Origin of the sequence: Roseateles sp. (genome assembly GCF_965229315.1) — a bacterium.
In the GTDB taxonomy this organism is placed as follows: domain Bacteria; phylum Pseudomonadota; class Gammaproteobacteria; order Burkholderiales; family Burkholderiaceae_C; genus Pelomonas.
Genome location: NZ_CBDDJA010000002.1, coordinates 538,370 through 559,411, shown reverse-complemented (window position 1 = coordinate 559,411; position 21,042 = coordinate 538,370). Strand labels below are relative to the sequence as shown.

24 protein-coding genes and 1 tRNA gene are annotated in these 21,042 nt (G+C 67.7%); 12 read left to right on the top strand and 13 right to left on the bottom strand.

Features of this window, described 5'->3' with window-relative positions:
• Positions 1-110 precede the first annotated feature (110 nt).
• Positions 111-725, top strand: a complete 615-nt coding sequence (locus ACO07H_RS07300) for an RNA pyrophosphohydrolase (protein ID WP_422012628.1) — start codon at positions 111-113, stop codon at positions 723-725.
• A gap of 16 nt (positions 726-741) precedes the next feature.
• On the opposite strand, the gene proB is transcribed toward ACO07H_RS07300, so the two are convergent.
• From proB to rplU, 4 genes are all read right to left on the bottom strand, one after another.
• Complete coding sequence (proB, locus tag ACO07H_RS07295) at positions 742-1,857, bottom strand: glutamate 5-kinase (protein WP_422012626.1); 1,116 nt, start codon at positions 1,855-1,857, stop codon at positions 742-744.
• A complete protein-coding gene (obgE, locus tag ACO07H_RS07290; RefSeq protein WP_422012624.1) occupies positions 1,854-2,930 on the bottom strand; it encodes a GTPase ObgE in 1,077 nt (358 codons plus the stop codon). Before obgE ends, proB begins: the two co-directional genes overlap by 4 nt.
• 141 nt (positions 2,931-3,071) lie before the next feature.
• The gene (gene rpmA / locus ACO07H_RS07285) at positions 3,072-3,335 is read right to left on the bottom strand and encodes a 50S ribosomal protein L27 (protein ID WP_056874219.1); all 264 of its coding nucleotides are present in this window, start codon (positions 3,333-3,335) and stop codon (positions 3,072-3,074) included.
• Positions 3,336-3,372: 37 nt separating this feature from the next.
• Entirely contained in the window at positions 3,373-3,684 is a 312-nt protein-coding gene (gene rplU, locus ACO07H_RS07280) for a 50S ribosomal protein L21 (RefSeq protein WP_422012622.1), read from the bottom strand.
• Between the two features lie 371 nt (positions 3,685-4,055).
• Here rplU and ACO07H_RS07275 point away from each other — a divergent pair, with 371 nt between their 5' ends.
• The 8 genes from ACO07H_RS07275 to ACO07H_RS07240 all read left to right on the top strand — a co-directional run bounded on the left by ACO07H_RS07275 (position 4,056) and on the right by ACO07H_RS07240 (position 10,761).
• Positions 4,056-4,985 carry a polyprenyl synthetase family protein gene (locus ACO07H_RS07275; RefSeq protein ID WP_422018605.1) on the top strand — a complete coding sequence of 310 codons (930 nt, stop codon included), beginning with the start codon at positions 4,056-4,058 and terminating at the stop codon, positions 4,983-4,985.
• Positions 4,986-5,006: 21 nt separating this feature from the next.
• Positions 5,007-5,083 (top strand) — tRNA-Pro (locus ACO07H_RS07270).
• A gap of 237 nt (positions 5,084-5,320) precedes the next feature.
• Positions 5,321-6,988: a type IV-A pilus assembly ATPase PilB gene (gene pilB / locus ACO07H_RS07265; protein WP_422012620.1), complete on the top strand. Its 1,668-nt coding sequence runs from the start codon at positions 5,321-5,323 to the stop codon at positions 6,986-6,988.
• Between the two features lie 20 nt (positions 6,989-7,008).
• On the top strand, positions 7,009-8,226 hold the full coding sequence (locus ACO07H_RS07260; protein ID WP_422012618.1) for a type II secretion system F family protein: 1,218 nt from the start codon (positions 7,009-7,011) through the stop codon (positions 8,224-8,226).
• On the top strand, positions 8,227-9,156 hold the full coding sequence (locus ACO07H_RS07255; RefSeq protein WP_422012616.1) for a prepilin peptidase: 930 nt from the start codon (positions 8,227-8,229) through the stop codon (positions 9,154-9,156).
• Between the two features lie 13 nt (positions 9,157-9,169).
• Positions 9,170-9,775, top strand: coding sequence for a dephospho-CoA kinase (gene coaE, locus ACO07H_RS07250; RefSeq protein ID WP_422012614.1), 606 nt, complete (start codon positions 9,170-9,172; stop codon positions 9,773-9,775).
• 24 nt (positions 9,776-9,799) lie between these two features.
• On the top strand, positions 9,800-10,555 hold the full coding sequence (zapD, locus tag ACO07H_RS07245; protein WP_422012612.1) for a cell division protein ZapD: 756 nt from the start codon (positions 9,800-9,802) through the stop codon (positions 10,553-10,555).
• The gene (locus ACO07H_RS07240; protein ID WP_422012610.1) at positions 10,546-10,761 is read left to right on the top strand and encodes a DNA gyrase inhibitor YacG; all 216 of its coding nucleotides are present in this window, start codon (positions 10,546-10,548) and stop codon (positions 10,759-10,761) included. The genes zapD and ACO07H_RS07240 overlap by 10 nt, the downstream gene beginning before the upstream one ends.
• Here ACO07H_RS07240 and ACO07H_RS07235 read toward each other — a convergent pair.
• The 3 genes from ACO07H_RS07235 to tal are packed head-to-tail and all read right to left on the bottom strand — an operon-like array spanning position 10,758 to position 13,956.
• Positions 10,758-11,378: an HAD family hydrolase gene (locus ACO07H_RS07235; protein ID WP_422012608.1), complete on the bottom strand. Its 621-nt coding sequence runs from the start codon at positions 11,376-11,378 to the stop codon at positions 10,758-10,760. The two genes, ACO07H_RS07240 and ACO07H_RS07235, sit on opposite strands and share 4 nt — an antisense overlap.
• On the bottom strand, positions 11,375-13,009 hold the full coding sequence (gene pgi / locus ACO07H_RS07230; RefSeq protein ID WP_422012606.1) for a glucose-6-phosphate isomerase: 1,635 nt from the start codon (positions 13,007-13,009) through the stop codon (positions 11,375-11,377). The genes ACO07H_RS07235 and pgi overlap by 4 nt, the downstream gene beginning before the upstream one ends.
• Before the next feature lie 5 nt (positions 13,010-13,014).
• Positions 13,015-13,956 carry a transaldolase gene (gene tal, locus ACO07H_RS07225; RefSeq protein ID WP_422012604.1) on the bottom strand — a complete coding sequence of 314 codons (942 nt, stop codon included), beginning with the start codon at positions 13,954-13,956 and terminating at the stop codon, positions 13,015-13,017.
• Between the two features lie 123 nt (positions 13,957-14,079).
• Between tal and zwf the strand changes: the two genes are divergently transcribed.
• From zwf to ACO07H_RS07210, 3 genes are all read left to right on the top strand, one after another.
• Positions 14,080-15,525 (top strand): glucose-6-phosphate dehydrogenase, encoded by a 1,446-nt coding sequence (gene zwf, locus ACO07H_RS07220; RefSeq protein WP_422012602.1) that lies wholly within the window; start codon positions 14,080-14,082, stop codon positions 15,523-15,525.
• Positions 15,526-15,580: 55 nt separating this feature from the next.
• The gene (locus ACO07H_RS07215; protein WP_422018604.1) at positions 15,581-16,441 is read left to right on the top strand and encodes a MurR/RpiR family transcriptional regulator; all 861 of its coding nucleotides are present in this window, start codon (positions 15,581-15,583) and stop codon (positions 16,439-16,441) included.
• A gap of 71 nt (positions 16,442-16,512) precedes the next feature.
• A complete protein-coding gene (locus ACO07H_RS07210) occupies positions 16,513-16,764 on the top strand; it encodes a hypothetical protein (RefSeq protein WP_422012600.1) in 252 nt (83 codons plus the stop codon).
• Between the two features lie 24 nt (positions 16,765-16,788).
• Here ACO07H_RS07210 and ACO07H_RS07205 read toward each other — a convergent pair whose 3' ends face one another.
• From ACO07H_RS07205 to ACO07H_RS07180, 6 genes are read right to left on the bottom strand one after another with little or no spacing between them, the layout of a single operon-like run.
• On the bottom strand, positions 16,789-17,109 hold the full coding sequence (locus tag ACO07H_RS07205; RefSeq protein ID WP_422012598.1) for an STAS domain-containing protein: 321 nt from the start codon (positions 17,107-17,109) through the stop codon (positions 16,789-16,791).
• Between the two features lie 2 nt (positions 17,110-17,111).
• Positions 17,112-17,750 (bottom strand): MlaC/ttg2D family ABC transporter substrate-binding protein, encoded by a 639-nt coding sequence (locus tag ACO07H_RS07200; RefSeq protein ID WP_422012596.1) that lies wholly within the window; start codon positions 17,748-17,750, stop codon positions 17,112-17,114.
• Positions 17,751-17,805: 55 nt separating this feature from the next.
• A complete protein-coding gene (locus tag ACO07H_RS07195; RefSeq protein WP_422012594.1) occupies positions 17,806-18,699 on the bottom strand; it encodes an MlaA family lipoprotein in 894 nt (297 codons plus the stop codon).
• Positions 18,696-19,193 carry an outer membrane lipid asymmetry maintenance protein MlaD gene (gene mlaD, locus ACO07H_RS07190; RefSeq protein WP_422012592.1) on the bottom strand — a complete coding sequence of 166 codons (498 nt, stop codon included), beginning with the start codon at positions 19,191-19,193 and terminating at the stop codon, positions 18,696-18,698. The genes ACO07H_RS07195 and mlaD overlap by 4 nt, the downstream gene beginning before the upstream one ends.
• Positions 19,194-19,213: 20 nt before the next feature.
• Positions 19,214-19,993: a lipid asymmetry maintenance ABC transporter permease subunit MlaE gene (gene mlaE, locus ACO07H_RS07185; RefSeq protein WP_422012590.1), complete on the bottom strand. Its 780-nt coding sequence runs from the start codon at positions 19,991-19,993 to the stop codon at positions 19,214-19,216.
• The gene (locus tag ACO07H_RS07180; RefSeq protein ID WP_422012588.1) at positions 19,990-20,799 is read right to left on the bottom strand and encodes an ABC transporter ATP-binding protein; all 810 of its coding nucleotides are present in this window, start codon (positions 20,797-20,799) and stop codon (positions 19,990-19,992) included. Before ACO07H_RS07180 ends, mlaE begins: the two co-directional genes overlap by 4 nt.
• Positions 20,800-21,042 lie beyond the last annotated feature (243 nt).

Here is a 21,042-nt window from a genome sequence, read left to right as displayed (position 1 = left end):
AACCCGGCCAATTCACGACAAATTCTCGAAATGTCTTCGGGTTAGCGAGGGCAATGCCGCAATCGCGGCCCGATGCAATAATCGAACCAACTAGAGATTCGAGGTTGATTATGCTCGACCGTGAAGGCTTCCGCCCCAACGTCGGCATCATCCTGCTCAACCAGCGCAACGAGGTGTTCTGGGGCAAACGCATCCGGACGCACTCGTGGCAGTTCCCGCAAGGGGGCATCAAACACGGTGAAACGCCTGAGCAGGCGATGTTTCGAGAGCTCCACGAGGAAGTGGGGCTCATTCCCGAGCATGTGCGCATCGTGGCCCGGACGCGCGACTGGCTGCGCTATGAGGTGCCCGAGCACTTCATCCGGCGAGACGCGCGCGGCCACTACAGGGGCCAGAAGCAGATCTGGTTCCTGCTGCAGCTCATCGGGCGCGACTGCGACATGAACCTGCGTGCCACCGACCACCCCGAGTTCGACGCCTGGCGCTGGAACGACTACTGGGTGCCGCTGGAGTCCGTGATCGAGTTCAAGCGCGGCGTCTACGAGATGGCGCTCACCGAACTGGCCCGCTACCTGCCGCGCATCAACCACCACAACCGCTACCTGCGCGCCGGCATGCGGCCACAGCACCGCGAGCGCCACAGCGGGCCGATGCCGCTGGACAGCGGCGGCGCCATGCCGCTGGAGGCGGCCGCGACGCCTCCGGACGGGGAATCGGGCGGCTGACAGCTCAACTTGGTGCTCAGCGGAGCACCAAGTTGTCGCGGTGGATGAGTTCCGGCTCGGCCGCGTAGCCCAGCACGCCTTCGAACTCCGACGATGGCTTGCGCGCGATGAGGCGGGCCTCCGACGCCGAGTAGTTCGCCAGGCCACGCGCCAGCTCCACGCCCTCCGTCGTCTGAACAGCGATGACGTCGCCGCGGTGAAAGCCGCCCTGGACTTCGACGACGCCAATGGGCAGTAGGCTCTTGCCTTCGTCGCGCAGCTTGGCCGCCGCGCCGGCATCGACCTTGACGGCGCCGCGCAGCTGCAGGTGGTCCACCATCCATTGCTTGCGTGCGGTGAGCTTGGGCGTCGCAGCATGCAGCGCGGTACCGATGGCCTCACCGCACGCCAGGCGCAGCAGCACGTCGGGCTCGCGGCCCCAGGCGATGATCGTGCCGGCGCCGCTGCCGGCGGCGCGCTTGGCGGCCAGGATCTTGGTGAGCATGCCGCCGCGGCCGAGGCTGGAGCCGGCGCCACCGGCCATGCGCTCCAGCTCCGGGTCGCCCGCGGTGGCGATATCGACGAAGCGCGCCGCCGGGTCCTTGCGCGGATCGGCCGAGTACAGGCCGCGCTGGTCCGTCAGGATGACGAGCGCGTCGGCCTCGACGAGGTTGGCGACCAGCGCGCCCAGCGTGTCGTTGTCGCCGAACTTGATCTCGTCGTTGACGACCGTGTCGTTCTCGTTGATGACCGGCAGCACGCGGTGCGCCAGCAGCGTCAGCAGCGTGGAGCGGGCGTTCAGGTAGCGCTCGCGGTCGGCCAGGTCGGCGTGCGTGAGCAGCACCTGGGCGCTGGCCAGGCCGTGCGCGCGGAGCTGGCTTTCGTACATCTGCGCCAGGCCCATCTGGCCCACGGCGGCGGCGGCCTGCAGTTCGTGCAGTTCCTTGGGTCGCGTGGCCCAGCCCAGGCGCTTCATGCCCTCGGCAATGGCGCCGCTGGACACCATGACCAGCTCGCGCCCTTCGGCGGCCAGCGCAGCGAGCTGGCGGCTCCAGTTCGCAATCGCTTCGGCGTCAACGCCCCGACCCTCGTTGGTGACGAGGCTGGAGCCGACCTTGACGACGATGCGGCGCGCGCCGGAGAGCAGGCTCATTCGGGCTTGGGGTCGGCAGCGCCGGGTTCGTCGAAGCGGATGTCCTGCTCCACGACGACGCGCTGCTGGGCGGCGACGTGGTCGTAGATGGCGTGGATCAGCGGCTGGCAGCCCTCGCGGGTCAGTGCGGAAATCTCGAAGACCGGGCCCTTCCACTTGTAGCGCTTGACGAAGTCCTTCACGCGGGCGGCGCGCTCTTCCTCGGGCACCATGTCCAGCTTGTTGAGCACCAGCCAGCGGGGCTTGGCATGCAACTCGGGGTCGTACTTCTTCAGCTCCGCGACGATGGCCTTGGCCTCCTTGACCGGGTCCACCTCGGGGTCGAATGGCGCCAGGTCCACCACGTGCAGCAGCAGACGCGTGCGTTGCAGATGACGCAGGAACTGGTGGCCCAGGCCGGCGCCTTCGGCGGCCCCCTCGATGAGGCCGGGGATGTCGGCCACGACGAAGCTCTTTTCGGGCGCCACGCGCACGACACCCAGGTTCGGGTGCAGCGTCGTGAACGGGTAGTCGGCGATCTTCGGCTTGGCATTGGAGACTGCCGTGATCAGCGTGGACTTGCCCGCGTTGGGTTGGCCCAGCAGGCCCACGTCGGCCAGCACGCGCAGCTCCAGCCGCACCTTCTTGGCCTCGCCGGGCCAGCCGGGCGTCTTCTGGCGGGGGGCGCGATTCGTGGAGGTCTTGAAGTGCAGGTTGCCGAAGCCGCCATCGCCCCCCTTGCAGATCAGGATGCGCTGGCCGTTCTCCAGCAGTTCGCCGACGACGGACTCGGTTTCCAGGTCCGTGATGATGGTGCCCACCGGCATGCGCAGCACGATGTCGTCCGCGGCGGCACCGAAGCAGTCCGAGCCGCGCCCGGCCTCGCCGTTGCGGGCTTCGTGGCGGCGCGCGTAGCGGTAGTCGATCAGCGTGTTGAGGTTGCGGTCGGCCTCGGCCCAGACGCTGCCGCCCTTGCCGCCGTCGCCGCCGTCCGGACCGCCGAAGGGGATGAATTTCTCGCGGCGAAAGCTCGCGCAGCCGGCCCCGCCGTTACCGGCGGAGACATCGATGGTGGCTTCGTCAACGAATTTCATGGCGGGGGACGGCCATCGTAATGGCTGGTTGCGCGCAGCTGCACCGTCATGCGGCGCGCCTGGCTTCAGAAATGACAAAGCCCCGGGAGAGCCGGGGCTTGGGGCGTCGGGCGGCGATGCACTCGCCTGCGACGGCTGACCTTAGGCGGCCAGCGGCGTGATGACGACCGTCGAACGGTTGCTTGCACCCTTGACGGTGAAGCTGACGTGGCCATCGACCAGCGCAAACAGCGTGTGGTCCTTGCCCATGCCGACGTTGACGCCCGCGTGGAACTTGGTGCCGCGCTGACGCACGATGATCGAACCTGCGGAGATCAGTTCGCCGCCGTAAGCCTTGACGCCCAGCATCTTGGGCTTGGAGTCGCGGCCGTTCCGTGTGGAACCGCCGCCTTTTTTCTGTGCCATGAGTAAAGCTCCTAGAAATTAGCGAAAGACGGCTGGATCAGCCGTTGACCGCGCTGATTTCCAGCTCGGTGTAGTTCTGGCGATGGCCTTGGCTCTTCTTGTAGTGCTTGCGACGGCGCATCTTGAAGATGCGGACCTTGTCGTGCTTGCCATGGCTGACAACCTTGGCACTGACCGTGGCGCCAGCGACCAGCGGCGCGCCGACCGTCAGGCCGTCACCGCTGCCAATAGCCAGCACTTGGTCGATGGTGACCTCAGCGCCGACTTCCGCGTCGAGCAACTCGACCTTGAGCTTGTCGCCAGCAGCAACCTTGTACTGCTTGCCGCCGGTTTTGATGACCGCGTACATGTTCTTCCTTTCGCACCTTGAGGGGTGCATTCACCGGGCTTCAGTGACGTGGCGCTCGCGCGCCGCCACTGCTTTGCCTGGCCTTTTTGTGGGTTTTGTTCTCTCGACACAGCGCACGCCAGGGACGTACGAGATGCAAAGAGCCCGCGAGTATACCCGGAGGGGCCTGCCGACCGCAACCGGCGCCGCTCGCGACCCACCCATGGCCTCGCCGCCTGCCTTTACCGACCGCGCGCGCCGCGCCGTTCAGAAGCAGGGCGACGCCCGTTTCTATAATGGGCCGATCCCTAGCTTGAGAGTCCAGAGTGCGCGTCGAGACTGCCTCGCCCCCGTCCCAAGTCGCCGAGGCACTGGCCCTGCTGTCAGCAGAAATGGCCCAGGTCGATGCCGTCATCGCCCGCAGGCTCTCCTCGGACGTGGCGCTGATTGACCAGATTGCCCACTACATCGTGCACGCAGGCGGCAAGCGCATGCGCCCCAAGCTCGTGCTGCTGTTCGCCAATGCGCTGGGATTCGACCAGCCGGCGCGCTTCGAGCTGGCGGCCGTCGTCGAGTTCATCCACACCGCCACGCTGCTGCACGACGATGTCGTGGACGAGTCGTCGCTGCGCCGTGGCAAGCCCACCGCCAATGCGCTGTTCGGCAATGCGGCCAGCGTGCTGGTGGGCGACTTCCTGTATTCCCGCGCCTTCCAGATGATGGTGTCGGTGGACCGCATGCGCGTGCTGGAGGTGCTGGCCGAGGCGACCAACGTCATCGCCGAGGGCGAAGTCCTGCAGCTGATGAACATGCACGACCCCGACATCACCGTCGAGAGCTATCTGCGCGTCATCCGCTTCAAGACCGCCAAGCTGTTCGAGGCCAGCGCGCGGCTGGGTGCCGTGCTCGCCAAAGCCACTCCCGAGGTCGAAGAGGCCTGCGCCGCGTATGGCAGGTCCCTGGGCACCTCCTTCCAGCTCATCGACGACGTGCTCGACTACGAGGGCGATACGCACGAACTGGGCAAGAACATCGGCGACGACCTGCGCGAGGGCAAGACGACGCTGCCGCTGCTGATCGCGATGGAACGCGCCAAGCCCGAACAGCGCGCCCTGCTGCGCCACGCCATCGAGGAAGGTGAGCAGGAGAGGCTTGCCGACATCGTCGACATCGTGCGAGCGACCGGCGCGCTGGAGTCCACCCGCCAGGCTGCCCGCACCGAGGCGCGGCACGCCGCAGACAGCCTCAAGCTGCTGCCTCAAAACAAGTGGACGCAATCTCTGCTAGAATTCGCAATTCAGTCGGTTGAGCGGCATTCCTGATGCCCTGACAACCAACGAGATCGGGGTGTAGCTTAGCCTGGTAGAGCGCTACGTTCGGGACGTAGAGGCCGGAGGTTCGAATCCTCTCACCCCGACCAGGAATTCCCTTGTGCACCAAGGACCAGTCAAAGCCGCGGAATCCGCGGCTTTTGCATTTCTGGCGGGCCGTGGTATCTCGGTGAGTTCCTACCGCTATCGTTGGATTTCATTTGATTCCCGGCGCCATCGCGGCTGGCACAATCGTTCGACCTCACTCCCTGTCGTCAGCGACGCAACTGCTCGTGGAAACCCCGCTCGCCGAGCCGCACCAGTCATCCCTGTCGGGGGTCGCACGCATGCTGGTCCACGCCGGCAAGCTGCCGGCCAAGGCGGCCGAGGATCTCGTCAAGCAGGCGCGCGAGAAGAAGACCAGTTTCGTCAACGCGGTCATCGGCAGCGGCCAGGTATCGCCTTCCGATCTGGCGCACACGCTGTCCAGCGCCCTGGCCCTGCCCCTGCTGGACCTGTCGGCCCTCGACCCGCAGCGCATGCCGCAGAACGTCATCGACGCGAAGCTGGCGCAGCAGTACCAGGTCGTCGCGTTGTCGCGGCGCGGCAGCCGGCTGTTCGTCGGCGGCGCGGACCCGACCGATCTCGAGGTCATCGAGCGCATCAAGTTCGCGACCCAGCTGCAACCCGAATGGGTCATCGTCGAGCACGACAAGCTGGCCAAGATGCTGGCGAGCACCAGTGCCAGCGCGGCGGAGGCGCTGGAGTCCATCGCTGGCGGTGACTTCGATTTCGACATCGCGGAAGAGGACGCCACGCCCCAGCAGGAGACGGCCGAGCTCGGCGACGTCGAGGACGCGCCCGTCGTGCGCTTCCTGCAGAAGATGCTCGTGGACGCGATCAACCTGCGCGCCTCCGACCTGCACTTCGAACCCTACGAATACCACTACCGGGTGCGCTTTCGCGTGGACGGCGAACTGCGCGAGATCACGCAGCCGCCCATCGCGATCAAGGACAAGCTCGCCTCTCGAATCAAGGTCATCTCGCGGCTGGACATCGCCGAGAAACGCGTGCCCCAGGACGGCCGCATGAAGCTGAAGTTCGGGACCAAGTCCATCGACTTCCGCGTCAGCACGCTGCCCACGCTGTTCGGCGAGAAGATCGTCATCCGTATCCTGGACTCGTCGTCGGCCAAGCTCGGCATCGAGGCGCTGGGCTACGAGAAGATCGAGAAGGAAAGGCTGCTCGCCGCCATCTACCGGCCCTACGGCATGGTGCTCGTGACCGGCCCGACGGGCTCGGGCAAGACGGTGTCGCTCTACACCTGCCTGAACATCCTGAACCAGCCGGGCGTGAACATCTCGACCGTCGAAGACCCGGCGGAAATCAACCTGCCCGGCATCAACCAGGTCAACGTCAACGACAAGGCCGGCCTGAATTTCTCAGCCGCGCTGAAGTCCTTCCTGCGCCAGGATCCGGACATCATCATGGTGGGCGAGATCCGCGACCTGGAGACGGCCGACATCGCGATCAAGGCGGCGCAGACGGGCCACATGGTCATGTCCACGCTGCACACCAACGACGCACCCAAGACGCTGACACGCCTGCTCAACATGGGCGTGGCGCCGTTCAACATCGCGTCCAGCGTGCTGCTCATCACCGCCCAGCGCCTCGTGCGACGGCTGTGCGAAAACTGCAAGCAGCCGGCCGACTACCCGCGCGACGCGCTGCTGAAGGCCGGCTTCATCGAAGAGGACTTCGATGGCAGCTGGAAGCCCTATCGCGCGGTCGGCTGCGGCAGCTGCACGAATGGCTACCGCGGCCGCGTCGGCCTGTATCAGGTGCTGCCCATCACCGAGGCCATCCAGCGCATCATCCTGGCGGAAGGCACGGCGATGGACATTGCCGAGCAGGCCAAAAGGGAAGGCGTGCGTGACCTGCGGCAGTCGGGCCTGGTCAAGGTGCGCGTCGGCGTCACGACGCTCGAAGAAGTCCTGTCCGCCACCAACGAATAAGTCAGTCCTCAGGAGAGTGCATGGCCACTGCCGCAGCCAAAGGCATCAAGGAATTCGTCTTCGAGTGGGAGGGCAAGGACCGCAACGGCAAGATCGTTCGCGGTGAACTCCGCGCGGGCGGCGAAGCCATGGTCAGCGCCACGCTGCGCCGCCAGGGCATCCTCGTCAACAAGGTCAAGAAGCGCCGCGTCAGCGGCGGCAAGTCCATCAAGCAGAAGGACATCGCGGTCTTCACACGCCAGCTTGCCACCATGATGCGGGCCGGCGTGCCGCTGCTGCAGTCCTTCGACATCGTCGGCCGCGGTGCCACGAACCCGCGCCTCACGAAGCTGCTCAACGACATCCGCCAGGACGTGGAGACCGGCACCAGCCTGTCTTCCGCCTTCCGCAAGCACCCGATGTATTTCGACGCGCTGTACTGCAACCTCGTCGAGGCCGGCGAGGCCGGCGGCATCCTGGAGGCGCTGCTGGATCGTCTGGCCGTCTACCAGGAAAAGACGGTGGCGATCAAGAACAAGATCAAGTCGGCGCTGACCTACCCGATCGCGGTGATGGTGGTCGCCTTCATCGTCGTCGCGGTCATCATGATCTTCGTCGTGCCGGCGTTCGAGGACGTGTTCAAGTCCTTCGGCGCCGACCTGCCGGCACCCACCTTGTTCATCATCGCGCTGTCCAAGTTCTTCGTCGGCTACTGGTGGGCGATCTTCGGCAGCATCGGCGGCGGCATCTACTTCTTCATCCAGAGCTGGAAGCGCTCCGAGAAGATGCAAAAGCGCATGGACCGCATCCTGCTGAAGGTGCCCGTGTTCGGCGACCTGATGTTCAAGTCGGCCATCGCGCGCTGGACGCGCACGCTGTCGACGATGTTCGCCGCCGGCGTGCCGCTGGTGGAAGCGCTGGACTCCGTGGGCGGCGCCTCGGGCAACGCGGTCTTCCAGGAGGCCACCGAGCAGATCCAGCGCGACGTCTCCACCGGTGCCGCGCTGACGACGTCCATGCAGACCACCGGCATCTTCCCGACGATGGTGCTGCAGATGGCCTCCATCGGTGAAGAGTCGGGCTCGCTGGACCACATGCTCGCCAAGGCCGCGGAGTTCTACGAGGACGAGGTGGACGAGGCCGTCAAGGCGCTGTCCAGCCTGATGGAACCCTTCATCATCGTCATCCTGGGCACCATCATCGGCGGCATCGTCGTGTCGATGTACCTGCCGATCTTCAAGCTCGGCCAGGTGGTCTGAATGGCGGTGGACTACAGCGTCTGGCTCTCACCCTGGGTTCTCGGTCTCTTCGGGCTGTGCATCGGCAGCTTTCTCAATGTCGTCGTCCATCGCATCCCGCTGATGCTGGAGCGGCAGTGGCTGCATGAGTCCGCCGCGCAACTGACCGACGCAGCTGCCATGGCCCGCGTGGCAGGCGTGCCGGCGGCCGAGGCCGACAAGCTGGCCAAGGCGGTGGATGCCTACGGCACGAAGATCGAAGCCCTGGCGCCCTTCAGCCTCGCCAGGCCGCGCTCGCGCTGCCCGCATTGCGGCCACGTGTTGCGCTGGCACGAGAACCTGCCCGTCATCGGCTGGCTGCGGCTCGGCGGCAAATGCGCGGCCTGCAAGGCACGCATCTCCGCGCGCTATCCGCTGGTCGAGCTCGCCACCGGCCTGGCCTTCGCGGCGCTGTCCTGGCGCTTCGGCGCGCAGCCGACCACGCTGCTGTGGTGCGGGTTCGTCGCTGCGCTGATCGCGCTGGCGATGATCGACTGGGACACGACGCTGCTGCCCGACGCCATCAACCAGCCCCTGCTGTGGGCCGGCCTCATCGCCGCACTGATGGGCTGGACCATCCCGCTGGACCAGGCCTTGATCGGCACGCTGGCCGGCTACCTGTCGTTGTGGTCGGTCTACTGGCTGTTCAAGCTGGCCACCGGCAAGGAAGGCATGGGTTATGGCGACTTCAAGTTGCTCGCCGCCCTGGGCGCGTGGCTGGGCTGGCAGATGATCCTGCCCATCGTGCTCGGCGCATCGGCCATCGGCGCCGTGGTGGGCCTGCTCATGAAGATGACGGCCGGCCTGCGTGAAGGCCGCTACGTGCCGTTCGGGCCCTTCCTCGCCGGCGGCGGGCTGGTCGTCCTGTTCGCCGGCCAGCAGACCGTGCTGGGCTGGCTGGGCTGGGCCTGACGCGGCACGGCCCATGCGCATCGGCCTGACTGGCGGCATCGGCAGCGGCAAGAGCACGGTCAGCGGCTTTTTCCGCGAGGCCGGCGCCAGCATCGTCGACACCGACGCCATCTCGCGGGCCTTGACGCTGCCGGGCGGTGCCGCCATGCCGGCGATCGCGGCGCAGTTCGGCCCCGGCTACGTCACGGCCGATGGTGCACTGGACCGCGACCGCATGCGCGCCCTGGCGTTTTCCGATGCGGCCGCCAAGCGCCGTCTCGAAGCCATCCTGCATCCGCTCATCACCGCCGAGGCGCTGTCGCAGGCGGACGCCGCGCGGTCGGCCCTGGTGGTCTTCGACGTGCCACTGCTGGTCGAGTCCGGCCGCTGGCGGCCGCGCGTGTCGCGCGTCCTCGTCGTCGACTGCGCCATCGAGACCCAGACCCGCCGCGTGCTGCAGCGCCCCGGCTGGACGCAGGAGCGCGTCGCCGGCGCCATTGCCGCGCAGGCCACGCGCGAGGCCCGCCGGGCCGCCGCCGACGCCGTGCTGGTCAACGATGGCATTTCGCTGACCGCGCTCAGAAATCAGGTCATGAGCCTGGCCACACGCTGGGGCTGTGAAACAATCACGGCGCCCTGATCGCAGACCCATTCCGAGGCGCCCTTGGTCCTGTACGAGTACCCGTTCAACGAGAGCATCCGCACGATGCTGCGCCTCGAACATCTGTTCGACCGCCTAGGCGCGCTGATGGAGCGCGAGACCGCGCTGGATCACCACTTCGCGCTGGTCACGCTGTTCGAGATCATGGACGTCGCTTCGCGCGCCGACCTGAAGAGCGACCTGCTCAAGGAGCTGGAGAAGCACAAGGCCCAGTTCCAGGCCTACCGCGGCAACCCTGGCGTCGAGGAAGCCCGGCTGGACGAAGTCATCGGCCGCATCGATGGTGCCTTCCAGCGGCTGAATGCGCTGGCCGGCAAGGCCGGGGCCGCGCTGACCAGCAACGACTGGCTGATGAGCATACGCAGCCGCATCAGCATCCCCGGCGGCACCTGCGAGTTCGACCTGCCGGCCTACTACAACTGGCAGCAACTGCTGCCGGTGCGCCGCCGCAAGGACCTGATGACCTGGGCCCAGACGCTGATGCCGCTGGCCGAGGCGCTGCAGGTGCTGCTGGGCCTGCTGCGCGACTCGGGCGCCCCGCACAAGGTCGCCGCCACCGCCGGCCAGTTCCAGCAGAGCCTGCCGGCGGGCCGGGTCTATCACCTGCTGCGCATGCGCATCGACCCCAGCCTCGGCCTCATCCCCGAAATCTCGGGCCACCGGCTGATGATCTCCATCCGCCTGATGCGCCAGGACGAGGAAGGCCGCCTGAAGCTGGCGGCGCAAGACACCAGCTTCGAGCTGGCCCTGTGCCTGTGAGCGCCGAGCCCAAGCCGCGCATCGTGCGCTGCCCGCAGTGCGGCGGCGACAGCATCTTCGCGCCCAGCAACAAATGGCGGCCCTTCTGCAGCGAGCGCTGCCGGCAGATCGACCTGGGCGCCTGGGCCAGCGAGAGCTTTCGCGTGCCGGCCACGCCGCCGCAGGACCCGGACGAACTCGGACCCGACGGCCAGCCGCTGCACTAGGCCGCCAGCAAGCCCCGCTCGACCAGCTGGCGCCGCGCCGCCGCGGCATCCGTGAACAGGATGGCCTGCCAGCCGCGGTTCAGCACCGCATCCACGTTGGCCGGGTGATCGTCCAGGAACAGCAGTTCCTCGGGCCTGGCGCCGAACTGCTGCTCGGCCAGCTGGAAGATTTCCGCACCGGGCTTGATGTGCTTGACCCGGCCCGAGAACAGGCCCGACTCGAACCACTCGTGCAGCGGGTGCGCGCTGGCGAGATGGTCCGCGAACGGCTCCGGCATGTTGGACAGGTAGTGCAGCGTGTGGCCGGCAGCGCGCAGGTCGGTGATCAGCGCCGCCGTGCCGGGAATCAGCGCCAACTCGCCGGGCACCGCGCGCAGCACGGCCTCGACATCCTCGATGGGCCAGCCGGTGCGCGCCACGATGCGCCCGATGACCTCGTCCGCACCGATCAAGCCCTGGTCGAACAGGCCCCAGTCACCGCCGTAGTTCTGGAAGAAGGCCTTGGCGACGCTTGCGCCCTCCTCCACCGTCGCGGCGCGATGCGGCCAGACGCGCGCCAGGAAGCTGGCGGGATGCCAATGGAACAGCACGCCGCCGAAGTCGAAGACGATCTTCATGGCGCCACCAACCGCTGAAGCAGCCCGGCCGTGGAGCCGTCCAGCCCCGCCATGTCACCGCTGTCCAGGCGCGGCAGCAACTGGCTGCACAAGGCCTTGCCCAGCTCCACACCCCATTGGTCAAAGCTGTTGATGCCCCACAGCGCGCCGGTGACGAACACGCGGTGCTCGTACAGCGCGATCAGTGCGCCGAGGGACCGCGGTGTCAGCGCGTCCAGCACCAGCGTCGTGCTGGGCCGGTTGCCGGGAAAGCTGCGGTGGCGGGACAGCACGTCGCGGTCCAGCGTGGCGGACGCGGTGGGCGCCGTCTCGGTCAGCGCCTGCGCAGCCGTCTTGCCCTGCATCAATGCCTGGCTCTGCGCCAGGCAGTTGGCGAGCAGCTTGCGGTGCTGGTCGGCCAGCTTGCCGGCAAGCTCGCTGCCTTCGTCGATGCCCTCGCCGTAGTGGGCGCGCTTCACGGCGATGAACTCGACCGGGATGACGTCCGTGCCCTGGTGCAGCATCTGGAAATAGGCATGCTGGCCGTTGGTGCCGGCTTCGCCCCAGACGACCGGCGAGGTGCCGAAGGGCAGCGCCTGGCCATCCAGGTCCACGCCCTTGCCGTTGCTCTCCATCTCCAGCTGCTGCAGATAGGCCGGCAAGCGGCGCAGGCCCTGGTGGTAGGGCGCGACGCTGCGGCTCGTGAAGCCGTGGAAGTTGCGGTACCAGACGTCCAGCAGGCCCAGCAGCACCGGCAGGTTGCGTTCCAGTGGCGTGGTCGCGAAGTGCAGGTCCATCGCGTGCGCGCCGGCCAGCAGCTCACGGAAACTCGCCGCCCCCACCGCCAGCGCGATGGGCAGCCCGATGACGGACCACAGCGAGTAGCGGCCCCCCACCCAGTCCCAGAAGCCGAAGGCCGTGTCGATGCCGAAGGCCGCAGCCGCGGCCGTGTTGCTGCTGGTGGCGACGAAGTGGCGGGCCACGTCGGTGCCGCCCGCGCCCAGGAACCAGGTCCTGGCGGCCAGCGCATTGGCCAGCGTCTCCTGCGTCGTGAAGGTCTTGGACGCGATGACGAACAGCGTGTGCCGGTGATCCAGGCGCGCCAGCACCGGCGCGATGTCGTGGCCGTCCACGTTGGAGACGAAATGCAGCTGCAGGTCGCGGCGGCCGTAAGCCTGCAGCGCCTGCACGACCATCGCCGGTCCCAGGTCGCTGCCGCCGATGCCGATGTGCACGACATCGGTGATCTCGCCTCGCTCGCCGCAGCGCACACCCTCGGCGAACGCCAGCATGGCGTCCAGCGAGGCCTGCACCTCGGCATTGAACGGTGCATCGCTGCCGGCCGGCGCGCGCAGCGCCGTGTGCAGCACCGCACGCCCCTCGGTGGTGTTCACCGGGTCGCCGCGCAGCAGCGCGTCGCGCCTGGCTTCCAGCCCGCAGTCGCGCGCGAGCTTCAGTAGCAGCGCGAGCGTGGCCGTGTCGATGCGGTTCTTGGACAGGTCGGCAAACACCTCGGGCGCCTCGAAGGACAGCGCCTCGAAGCGGCCCGCGTCCGAAGCGAACGCCGTGCGGATGTCGAAGCCGCGACCGCTCGCGGCGTAGTGAGCTTGCAGTTCAGCCCAGACGGTCGATTGGTCGCAGCGCTTCGTCATGGCCGTCAGGCAGCTTGAATCAGCTTGTCCAGCTTGCCGGCGTCCACGGCGAACAGGCGGATGCCTTCGGCCAGCTTTTCCGTGGCCATCGCATCCTCGTTCAACGCGAAGCGGAAGGCCGCTTCGTCCAGGTGCTGGGCCGGCATGGGCGCGGCCTTGCCTGCATCCAGCGCGCGGGCCAGCGGTGCGTCGGTGGCCTGGAGCTGGGCCAGCAGGTCGGGGCTGATGGTGAGCAGGTCACAGCCGGCCAGCGCCTGGATCTGGCCGATGTTGCGGAAGCTCGCACCCATGACCTCGGTCTTGATACCGTGCTGCTTGTAGTAGCCGTAGATCTGCGTCACGGATTTCACGCCGGGGTCGTTCACGCCCGCGCTGGACGCTTCATCCCAGCTCGCGCCCGCGGACTTCTTGTACCAGTCGTAGATACGGCCCACGAACGGCGAGATCAGCTGCACCCCGGCCTCGCCGCAGGCCACCGCCTGTGCGAACGCGAACAGCAGCGTCAGGTTGCAGTGGATGCCTTCGCGCTCCAGTTCGGCGGCGGCCTGGATGCCTTCCCACGTGGAGGCGAGCTTGATCAGCACGCGGTCGCGCGTGATGCCAGCGGCCTCGTAGAGCGAGATGATGCGGCGCGCGCGGGCCAGGCTTGCCGCCTTGTCGAAGGACAGGCGCGCGTCGACCTCGGTGGACACGCGGCCCGGCACGACCTTGAGGATCTCCAGGCCGAAGCGCACCAGCACGTGGTCCACGATCTCGTCCAGCGGCCGGCCGCGATGGGCGGCGACGGTTTCCTTCAGCAGCGGTGCGTAGTCGGGCGACTGCACGGCCTTCAGGATCAGCGACGGGTTGGTCGTCGCGTCGCGCGGCGCGAACTGCGCCAGTTGCAGGAAGTTGCCCGTGTCGGCAACGACGGTGGTGACGGCTTTGAGCTGGTCGAGCTGGTTCATGGTTGGCGTGCTTTCGGGCTGGCTGGATTGACCCGGCGAAGAAACTGCTGCATAGTATTTCACGAAACTAAGTTACACAACGGTTGGCGTCCCATGGGAGAGGCCAGCCTGGAGCCTCCGCAGATGTCCTTCGATCTCGTGTTCTTTGGCGGTACCGGCGACCTGACATGGCGCAAGCTGATGCCTGCGTTGTTCCAGGCCTTCCGGCACGGCAAGCTGCCCGAGGGCGGTCGCATTCTCGCCGTGGCGCGCGACGACCAGTCCGACGAGCGCTACCGCGAATGGCTCAAAGAACGGTTCCGCGAAGTCGATGCCGGCAAGCGCCCCAGCGACGAGGAGTTCGAGCGCTTCGCTTCATTGCTGCATTACAAGCGCATGGACTTGTCGCAGCCCGAGCACTACCAGGGCCTGAAGGACTGGCTGGACGCGCGCAACGCCGACACGGTGGTGCTGTACCTCGCCACCAGCCCCTACCTCTTCACGCAGATCTGCCAGCAGCTCGGCGCGGTGGGGTTGAACCACGACAAGGTGCGCGTCGTGCTGGAGAAGCCGCTGGGACACGACCTGGCGAGCGCCCAGGAGATCAACCGCGCGGTGCGCGGCGTGTTCGCCGAGAGCCAGGCCTTCCGCATCGACCACTACCTGGGCAAGCCGTCGGTGCAGAACCTGATGGCGCTGCGCTTCGGCAATGCGCTGTTCGAGCCGCTGTGGCGCCGCGAGAGCATCGCCAACATCCAGATCACGCTGGCCGAGCGCCTGGGCGTGGGCACGCGCGGTGCGTTCTACGACGGCACCGGCGCGCTGCGCGACATGATCCAGAACCACGCGCTGCAGCTGCTGACGATGATCGCGATGGAGCCGCCGTCGGCCAATGACGCCGACGCCATCCGCGACGAGAAGCTCAAGGTGCTCCGCTCGTTGAAGCCCTTCACGCCCGACAGCGTCGCCCGCGACGTGGTGCGTGGCCAGTACCGCGCCGGCAACATCGAGGGCGTGGTCGTGCCGGGCTATCTGGACGAGGTCAAGGTGCCGCCCGAGAGCCATTGCGAGACCTTCGTGGCGCTGCGCACCGAGGTCAACAACTGGCGCTGGGCCGGCGTGCCGTTCTACCTGCGCACCGGCAAGCGGCTGGCGGCGCGCGACGCGCAGATCGTCGTGAACTTCCGCCCTGTGCCGCACAAGATCTTCCCGGGCGGCAGCCAGCCGAACCGCCTCGTCATCAAGCTGCAGCCGGAGGATGGGCTGGAGCTGCAGCTGCTGGCGCAGAAGGGCACGGGCCAGGGTGAACAGCTGACGCCGGTGTCGCTGGACCTGGACTTCGACAAGGCCTTCGCCGCGCAGCGCGTGGGTGCCTACGAGCGGCTGCTGCTGGACGCCATCGCCGGCCGGCTGAACCTGTTCGTGCGCAGCGACGAGCAGGAGCAGGCCTGGCGCTGGGTGGAGCCCATCCTGGACGCCTGGGCCGCCGATCCGAGCGGTCCGCGCCCTTACACCTCAGGCTCCTGGGGGCCTGCTGCCGCGAGCGCCCTGGTCGCGCGCGACGGCTTCTCGTGGGCGGAAGAGCAATGAGGGCCGCCGCGCAGGGTCGCGCAACGCATCCGTTGAGCGGGGCGCTGACATGAGCATCCTGGAGCGCGTCAAAGCCGCCCTCCCCGCGCTGCCGCCGGCTGAGCAGCGCGTCGCCAAGCTGTTGCTGGCCGATGCCCGCGCGTTCGCCAGCCTGCCGGTCAGCGAGCTGGCCGACCGCTCGCATGTGTCCAAGCCCACCGTCGTGCGCTTCTGCCGCAGCGTGGGCTATGACGGCCTGGCCGACTTCAAGCTCAAGCTGGCCGGCAGCGTCAACGAAGGCGTGCCCTTCGTGCACCGCGCGGTCGATGAAGACGACAAGACGTCGGACATCATCGTCAAGGTGGTGGACAACGCCGTCTCGGCGCTGCTGCACTACCGCAACGACGCCGCTGGCCACGCGTTCGAACGCGCCATCGACGCGCTGACCGAATCGGCCCGCCACGGCCGGCGCATCGAGTTCTACGGCGTCGGCAACTCCGGCATCGTCGCGCAGGACGCGCAGCACAAGTTCTTCCGGCTGGGCGTCAACACGGTGGCCACAAGCGACGGCCACGTGCAGCTGATGAGCGCGACGATGCTGCAGCCGGGCGACTGCGCCGTCATCATCAGCAACTCCGGCCGCAGCCGCGACCTGCTGGACGCCGCCGAGATCGCGCGCAAAAAGGGCGCCGCCATCATCATCATCACCGCCAGTGCGTCGCCGCTGGCGCAACTGGCGCTCGGGCCCAACCAGATCCTGCTGGCGGTGGACCACCCCGAGGACTTCGACCGCTACAGCCCCATGGTGTCGCGGCTGCTGCACCTCATTGCGGTGGACATCCTGACGACGGGCGTTGCGCTGAAGCTGGGCCAGCAGCTGCGGCCCATGCTTCAGGAAATCAAGAAGAACCTGCGCGCCAAGCGCTACTCGGCCTGACACGGCGTTCACACCGCAGCAAAGGGCCGCCTGGAACATGGCGGCCCTTCTGTCCTGCCAACGGCGCCCTCATGCTGCGTGCTTCGCTGGTCCCGATCCTGGCCCTGGCTGCATTGGCCGGTTGTGCCGACACGACCCGCGCGACCGCACCGGCAGCGGCCGAAGCGACCCCCAACGCACGCTGCGACCGCGAAACGCAGATCGGCTCACTGATGCCCAAGAAGGATTGCGGCCCCTCGCTCAGCGAGGAGGACAAGCAGCGACTGGCGGCGGAATTGCGCAACAGGGCCACGCCCACGGGCGTGTCGGCACCCGGCAAATAGCAGCAAGCCGGCAGCGCGCGCCCGTCAGCCGCCGCCGCCCTGTGCGACTGCGGCAGGCCACAGCAACTCGGCCACTCCGTACACCCGGGCCAGCTCCTGCAGCTTGGGCGGGGCGTCATCAAGCTTGAGCGTCAGGCCCTGTTCGCCGCACTGGCGCGCCGCGCTCAGCAGCAGGCTGAGCGCCGAGGAATCGAAATCGGCCAGCGCGCCGGCAGACAGCCGGACTTCCCCGCCTGCCGCCACCAGCACCTGGGCCGCCTCGGCCCGCAGCGCGGGCGACATCTGCGCCCAGGCTGCCCGGGCATCGTCCATGCGCAGCCGGGCCGGCAGCTTCAGCGCACTCAAGATCAGCCCTTGGCCGCCGGTGCAGCAGCCTTGGCGTTCTTGTCGGCCAGGCTCTTGATCAGGCCGTCGATGCCGTTGGCGCCGATCTCCTGGGCGAAGCTGTTGCGGTACTGGTCCGCCAGCCAGATGCCCAGCACGTTGACGTCGTAGATCTTCCACTCGGCGCCGGCCTTTTCCAGACGGTAGTCGAGCTGGATGGCATCGCCCTTGCCGCGGATCTCGGTGCGCACCACCACCTCGGTGTCGGTGGGCTGCGCACGCAGCGGCTTCATGCCGATGGTCTGGTCCTTCACCTGCGTCAGCGCGCCGGCATAGGTGCGCACCAGCAGCGTCTTGAACTCGGCCTGCAGCTTGGCCTGCTGGTCAGGCGTGGCCTGGCGCCAGAAGCGGCCCACTGCGGAGGAGGTCATGCGCGTGAAGTTGATGTGCGGCATCACCTTGGCATCCACCAGGGCGATGATCTTGGAGATGTTGCCGGACTGGATGTCCTTGTCGGCCTTGACGGCCTCGATGGTCTCCAGCGAGAGCTGGCGGATCAGCAGGTCAGGGGCGCTGGCGTCAGCGGCGTGGGCCGCATGCACAAGGCCCAGCCCCAGGGTGGCCACGGCCAGCAGGCGGCGCAGGGAGGTCAGCAGAGTCATGGTGTCGCTTTCTCTAACGGGGACGGCCACTCAACGCGCCAGCCCCGGGTTTGGTTCACCGCGTGGCGGCGGAGGCGGGTTCTGCGGGTTTCTTGACGGTGGCCACGGGCGCGGCGGACGCAGGCGTCGCGGCCGGCGTCGCGCTGGCAGCCGAAGCCGGTGCAGCCGCGGCCTGGCCGGCGGCCGCACCGTTGCCGGGCACCAGCACCTCGACCTCGTCGTCACCCTCGTCGTCGAAGCTGCCGCGCCGCTGCAGGTAGGCGTCGCGATAGAAGGTGTACTTGTCCAGCGCGATGCCTTCGAGCATCTCGCCGGCGCGCAGGAAATTGGCCCGCGTGTTGACGAGGCTGAGCGCGGTGATGCCGACCTTCTTGCGGCCGTCGTCGAAGAGCACGCCGGGCGACGCCTGCCAGTCCACCGGCAGCGCCAGCGAGTCACGCACCGACGACGGGCCGAACAGCGGCCAGACGATGTACGCGCCCGTGCCCATGCCCCACTTGCCCAGCGTCTTGCCGAAGTCCTGGCTGTTCTTTTCCAGGCCCGCCTCGGTCGCGATGTCCAGCACACCGGCCAGGCCGAGCGTGGAGTTCACCGCGAAGCGCATGCCCTGCTCGACGCCGGCCTTGAAGCGGCCCTGCAGCATCAGGTTCACGGCCGACCAGGCATCGCCGATGTTGCCGAAGAAGTTGTCGATGCCGGTGCGCACAGGCGAAGGCACGATCTCGGAGTAGGCCGTCGCGATGGGCTTGAGCACGTTCTCATCGACCTTGTCGTTGAAGGCGAAGACCTTGCGGTTCCACGACTCCCACGGGTCCAGCCGCTGGCCCTTGGAGCCCATGACCTTGTCCAGCGCGCGGTCGATGCGCGTCCCGACGCCCTGCACGGTCTGGCAACCCGCCAGGCCCAACGCCAGCGACAACGTCGCCAGCCAACGAATCACATGGCTCACGGTTTGCCTCCCGATGCGGCGGCCGGCGCGGCACTGCCCATGTCGGACGCCTTGCTGTTGATGAACTGGCCGATCAGGTTCTCCAGCACCACGGCGCTCTGCGTCTGCATGATGACGTCGCCGCCCGCGAGGTTCTTCTCCTCGGCGCCAGGCTCCAGGCCGATGTACTGCTCGCCGAGCAGGCCCGAGGTCAGGATCTTGGCCGAGCTGTCCTTGGGGAACAGCGTGGCCTTCTGCAGATTGATGACGACCTTGGCCTGGAAGGTCTTGTCGTCGAAGCTGATCGAATCCACGCGGCCCACGACGACGCCGGCGCTCTTGACCGCCGCGTTGGGCTTCAAGCCGCCGATGTTGTCGAAGCGCGCCGACACCTGGTAGGTCGCGTCGAAATTGAGGCTGAGCAGATTGCCTGCCTTCAACGCGAGGAAGAGCACCGCCGCGCCGCCCAGCAGCACGAACAGCCCCACCCACGCGTCATGTCGAGAGGATTGCATCCTGGGTCTCCCTGACTCTCTTAAATCGAAAACATCATCGCGGTCAGCATGAAGTCCAGCGCCAGCACGGCCAGGGACGACAGCACGACGGTGCGCGTGGTGGCGGCCGACACGCCTTCCGGCGTGGGCTTGCAGGTGTAGCCCTGCAGCAGTGCGACGAAGGTGACCGTGACGCCGAACACCAGGCTCTTGACGACGCCGTTGCCGACATCCGCGAACACATCCACCCCGCCCTGCATCTGCGACCAGAACGCGCCGGCATCGATGCCGATCAGCGGCACGGCCACCAACCAGCCACCCATGATGCCGACGGCCGAGAAAACGGCGGCCAGCAAGGGCATTGCAATGACGCCGCCCCAGAAGCGCGGTGCCAGCACGCGCTGCAGCGGGTCCACGGCCATCATCTCCATCGCGGTGAGCTGCTCGCCGGCCTTCATCAGGCCGATCTCGGCCGTCAGCGACGTGCCCGCGCGGCCGGCGAACAACAGTGCCGTGACCACCGGCCCCAGCTCACGCACCAGGCTGAGCGCGACAAGCAGGCCCACCGCCTCGGCCGAACCGTAGCGCTGCAGCGTGTAGTAGCCCTGCAGCGCCAGCACGAAGCCGACGAACAGGCCCGACACGCCGATGATGGACAGCGACCGGTTGCCCAGATAGAAGACCTGCTCGCGCACCAGTACGAAGCGCGCGAGCGCCTTGGGCGAACGGGCCAGCAGCCCGAAGAACAGGCGCGTGGACGCGCCCACGTCGGCCAGCTTGAGCCGCACGCCGGCACCGATGCGGGTGGCCAGCGCCATCATGCCGGCACCCCGAAATCCTCGGCGACAGGACTGGCGGGCTGATGAAAGCGCACCGGTCCGTCCGGCTGGGCACCGACGAACTGGCGCACCAGCGGGTCGTCGCTGCGGCGCAGCTCGTCGGGCGTGCCCTGGGCCACCACGCGGCCATTGGCCACCATGGCCACCTCGTCGGCGATGCCGAAGGTTTCGTGCAGGTCGTGCGAGACGATGATGCTGGTCAGGCCCAGTGCGTCGTTCAGGTCGCGGATCAGCCGCGCCGCCACGCCCAGGGAGATGGGATCGAGGCCGGCGAAGGGCTCGTCGTAGAGCACCAGGTCCGGGTCCAGCGCGATCGCGCGCGCCAGCGCCACGCGCCGCGCCATGCCGCCGGACACTTCGCTGGGCATCAGGTCGCGCGCGCCGCGCAGGCCCACCGCGTTGAGCTTCATCAGCACCAGGTCGCGCACCATGGCCTCGGGCAGGTCGGTGTGCTCGCGCAAGGGAAAGGCGACGTTCTCGAACACGCTCAAATCGGTGAACAGCGCGCCGAACTGGAACAGCATGCCCATGCGCCGACGCACGGCGTACAGCGCCTTCAGATCCAGCGGCGCCAGGTCCTGCCCGTCGAACAACACCTGGCCCGACAGCGGGCGCAGCTGGCGGCCCAGCAGCCGCAGCACGGTGGTCTTGCCGCCACCGGACGTGCCGATCAGCGCCAGCACCTTGCCCCGTTCGAGCTTCAGGTTGACGCCATCCAGGATCACGCGGTCACCGTAGCCGCAGCTGACGTTGCGCAGTTCGATCAGAGGTTGGGGTGCAGGGGTCACCGCGGTGGCGTGGGAAGAAAGGGCGCCATGATAGGGGAAACACCGATCCTCTCGCGGACGCGCCCAGGATGACCCACGCCAGTCGGTGGACACCGCCTCGACAGCGGCCTGAGGGCGCGATGGCCCCGCAGGCCAAGCGTGCGCCAGTTCACGCTTGGAGCGACCGCGGCGACCAACGGCTCGAAGCGCTGCGACGAGCGGTAGGCACCGCCCGGGTGGCGACACCAAAATACCGTCACACCA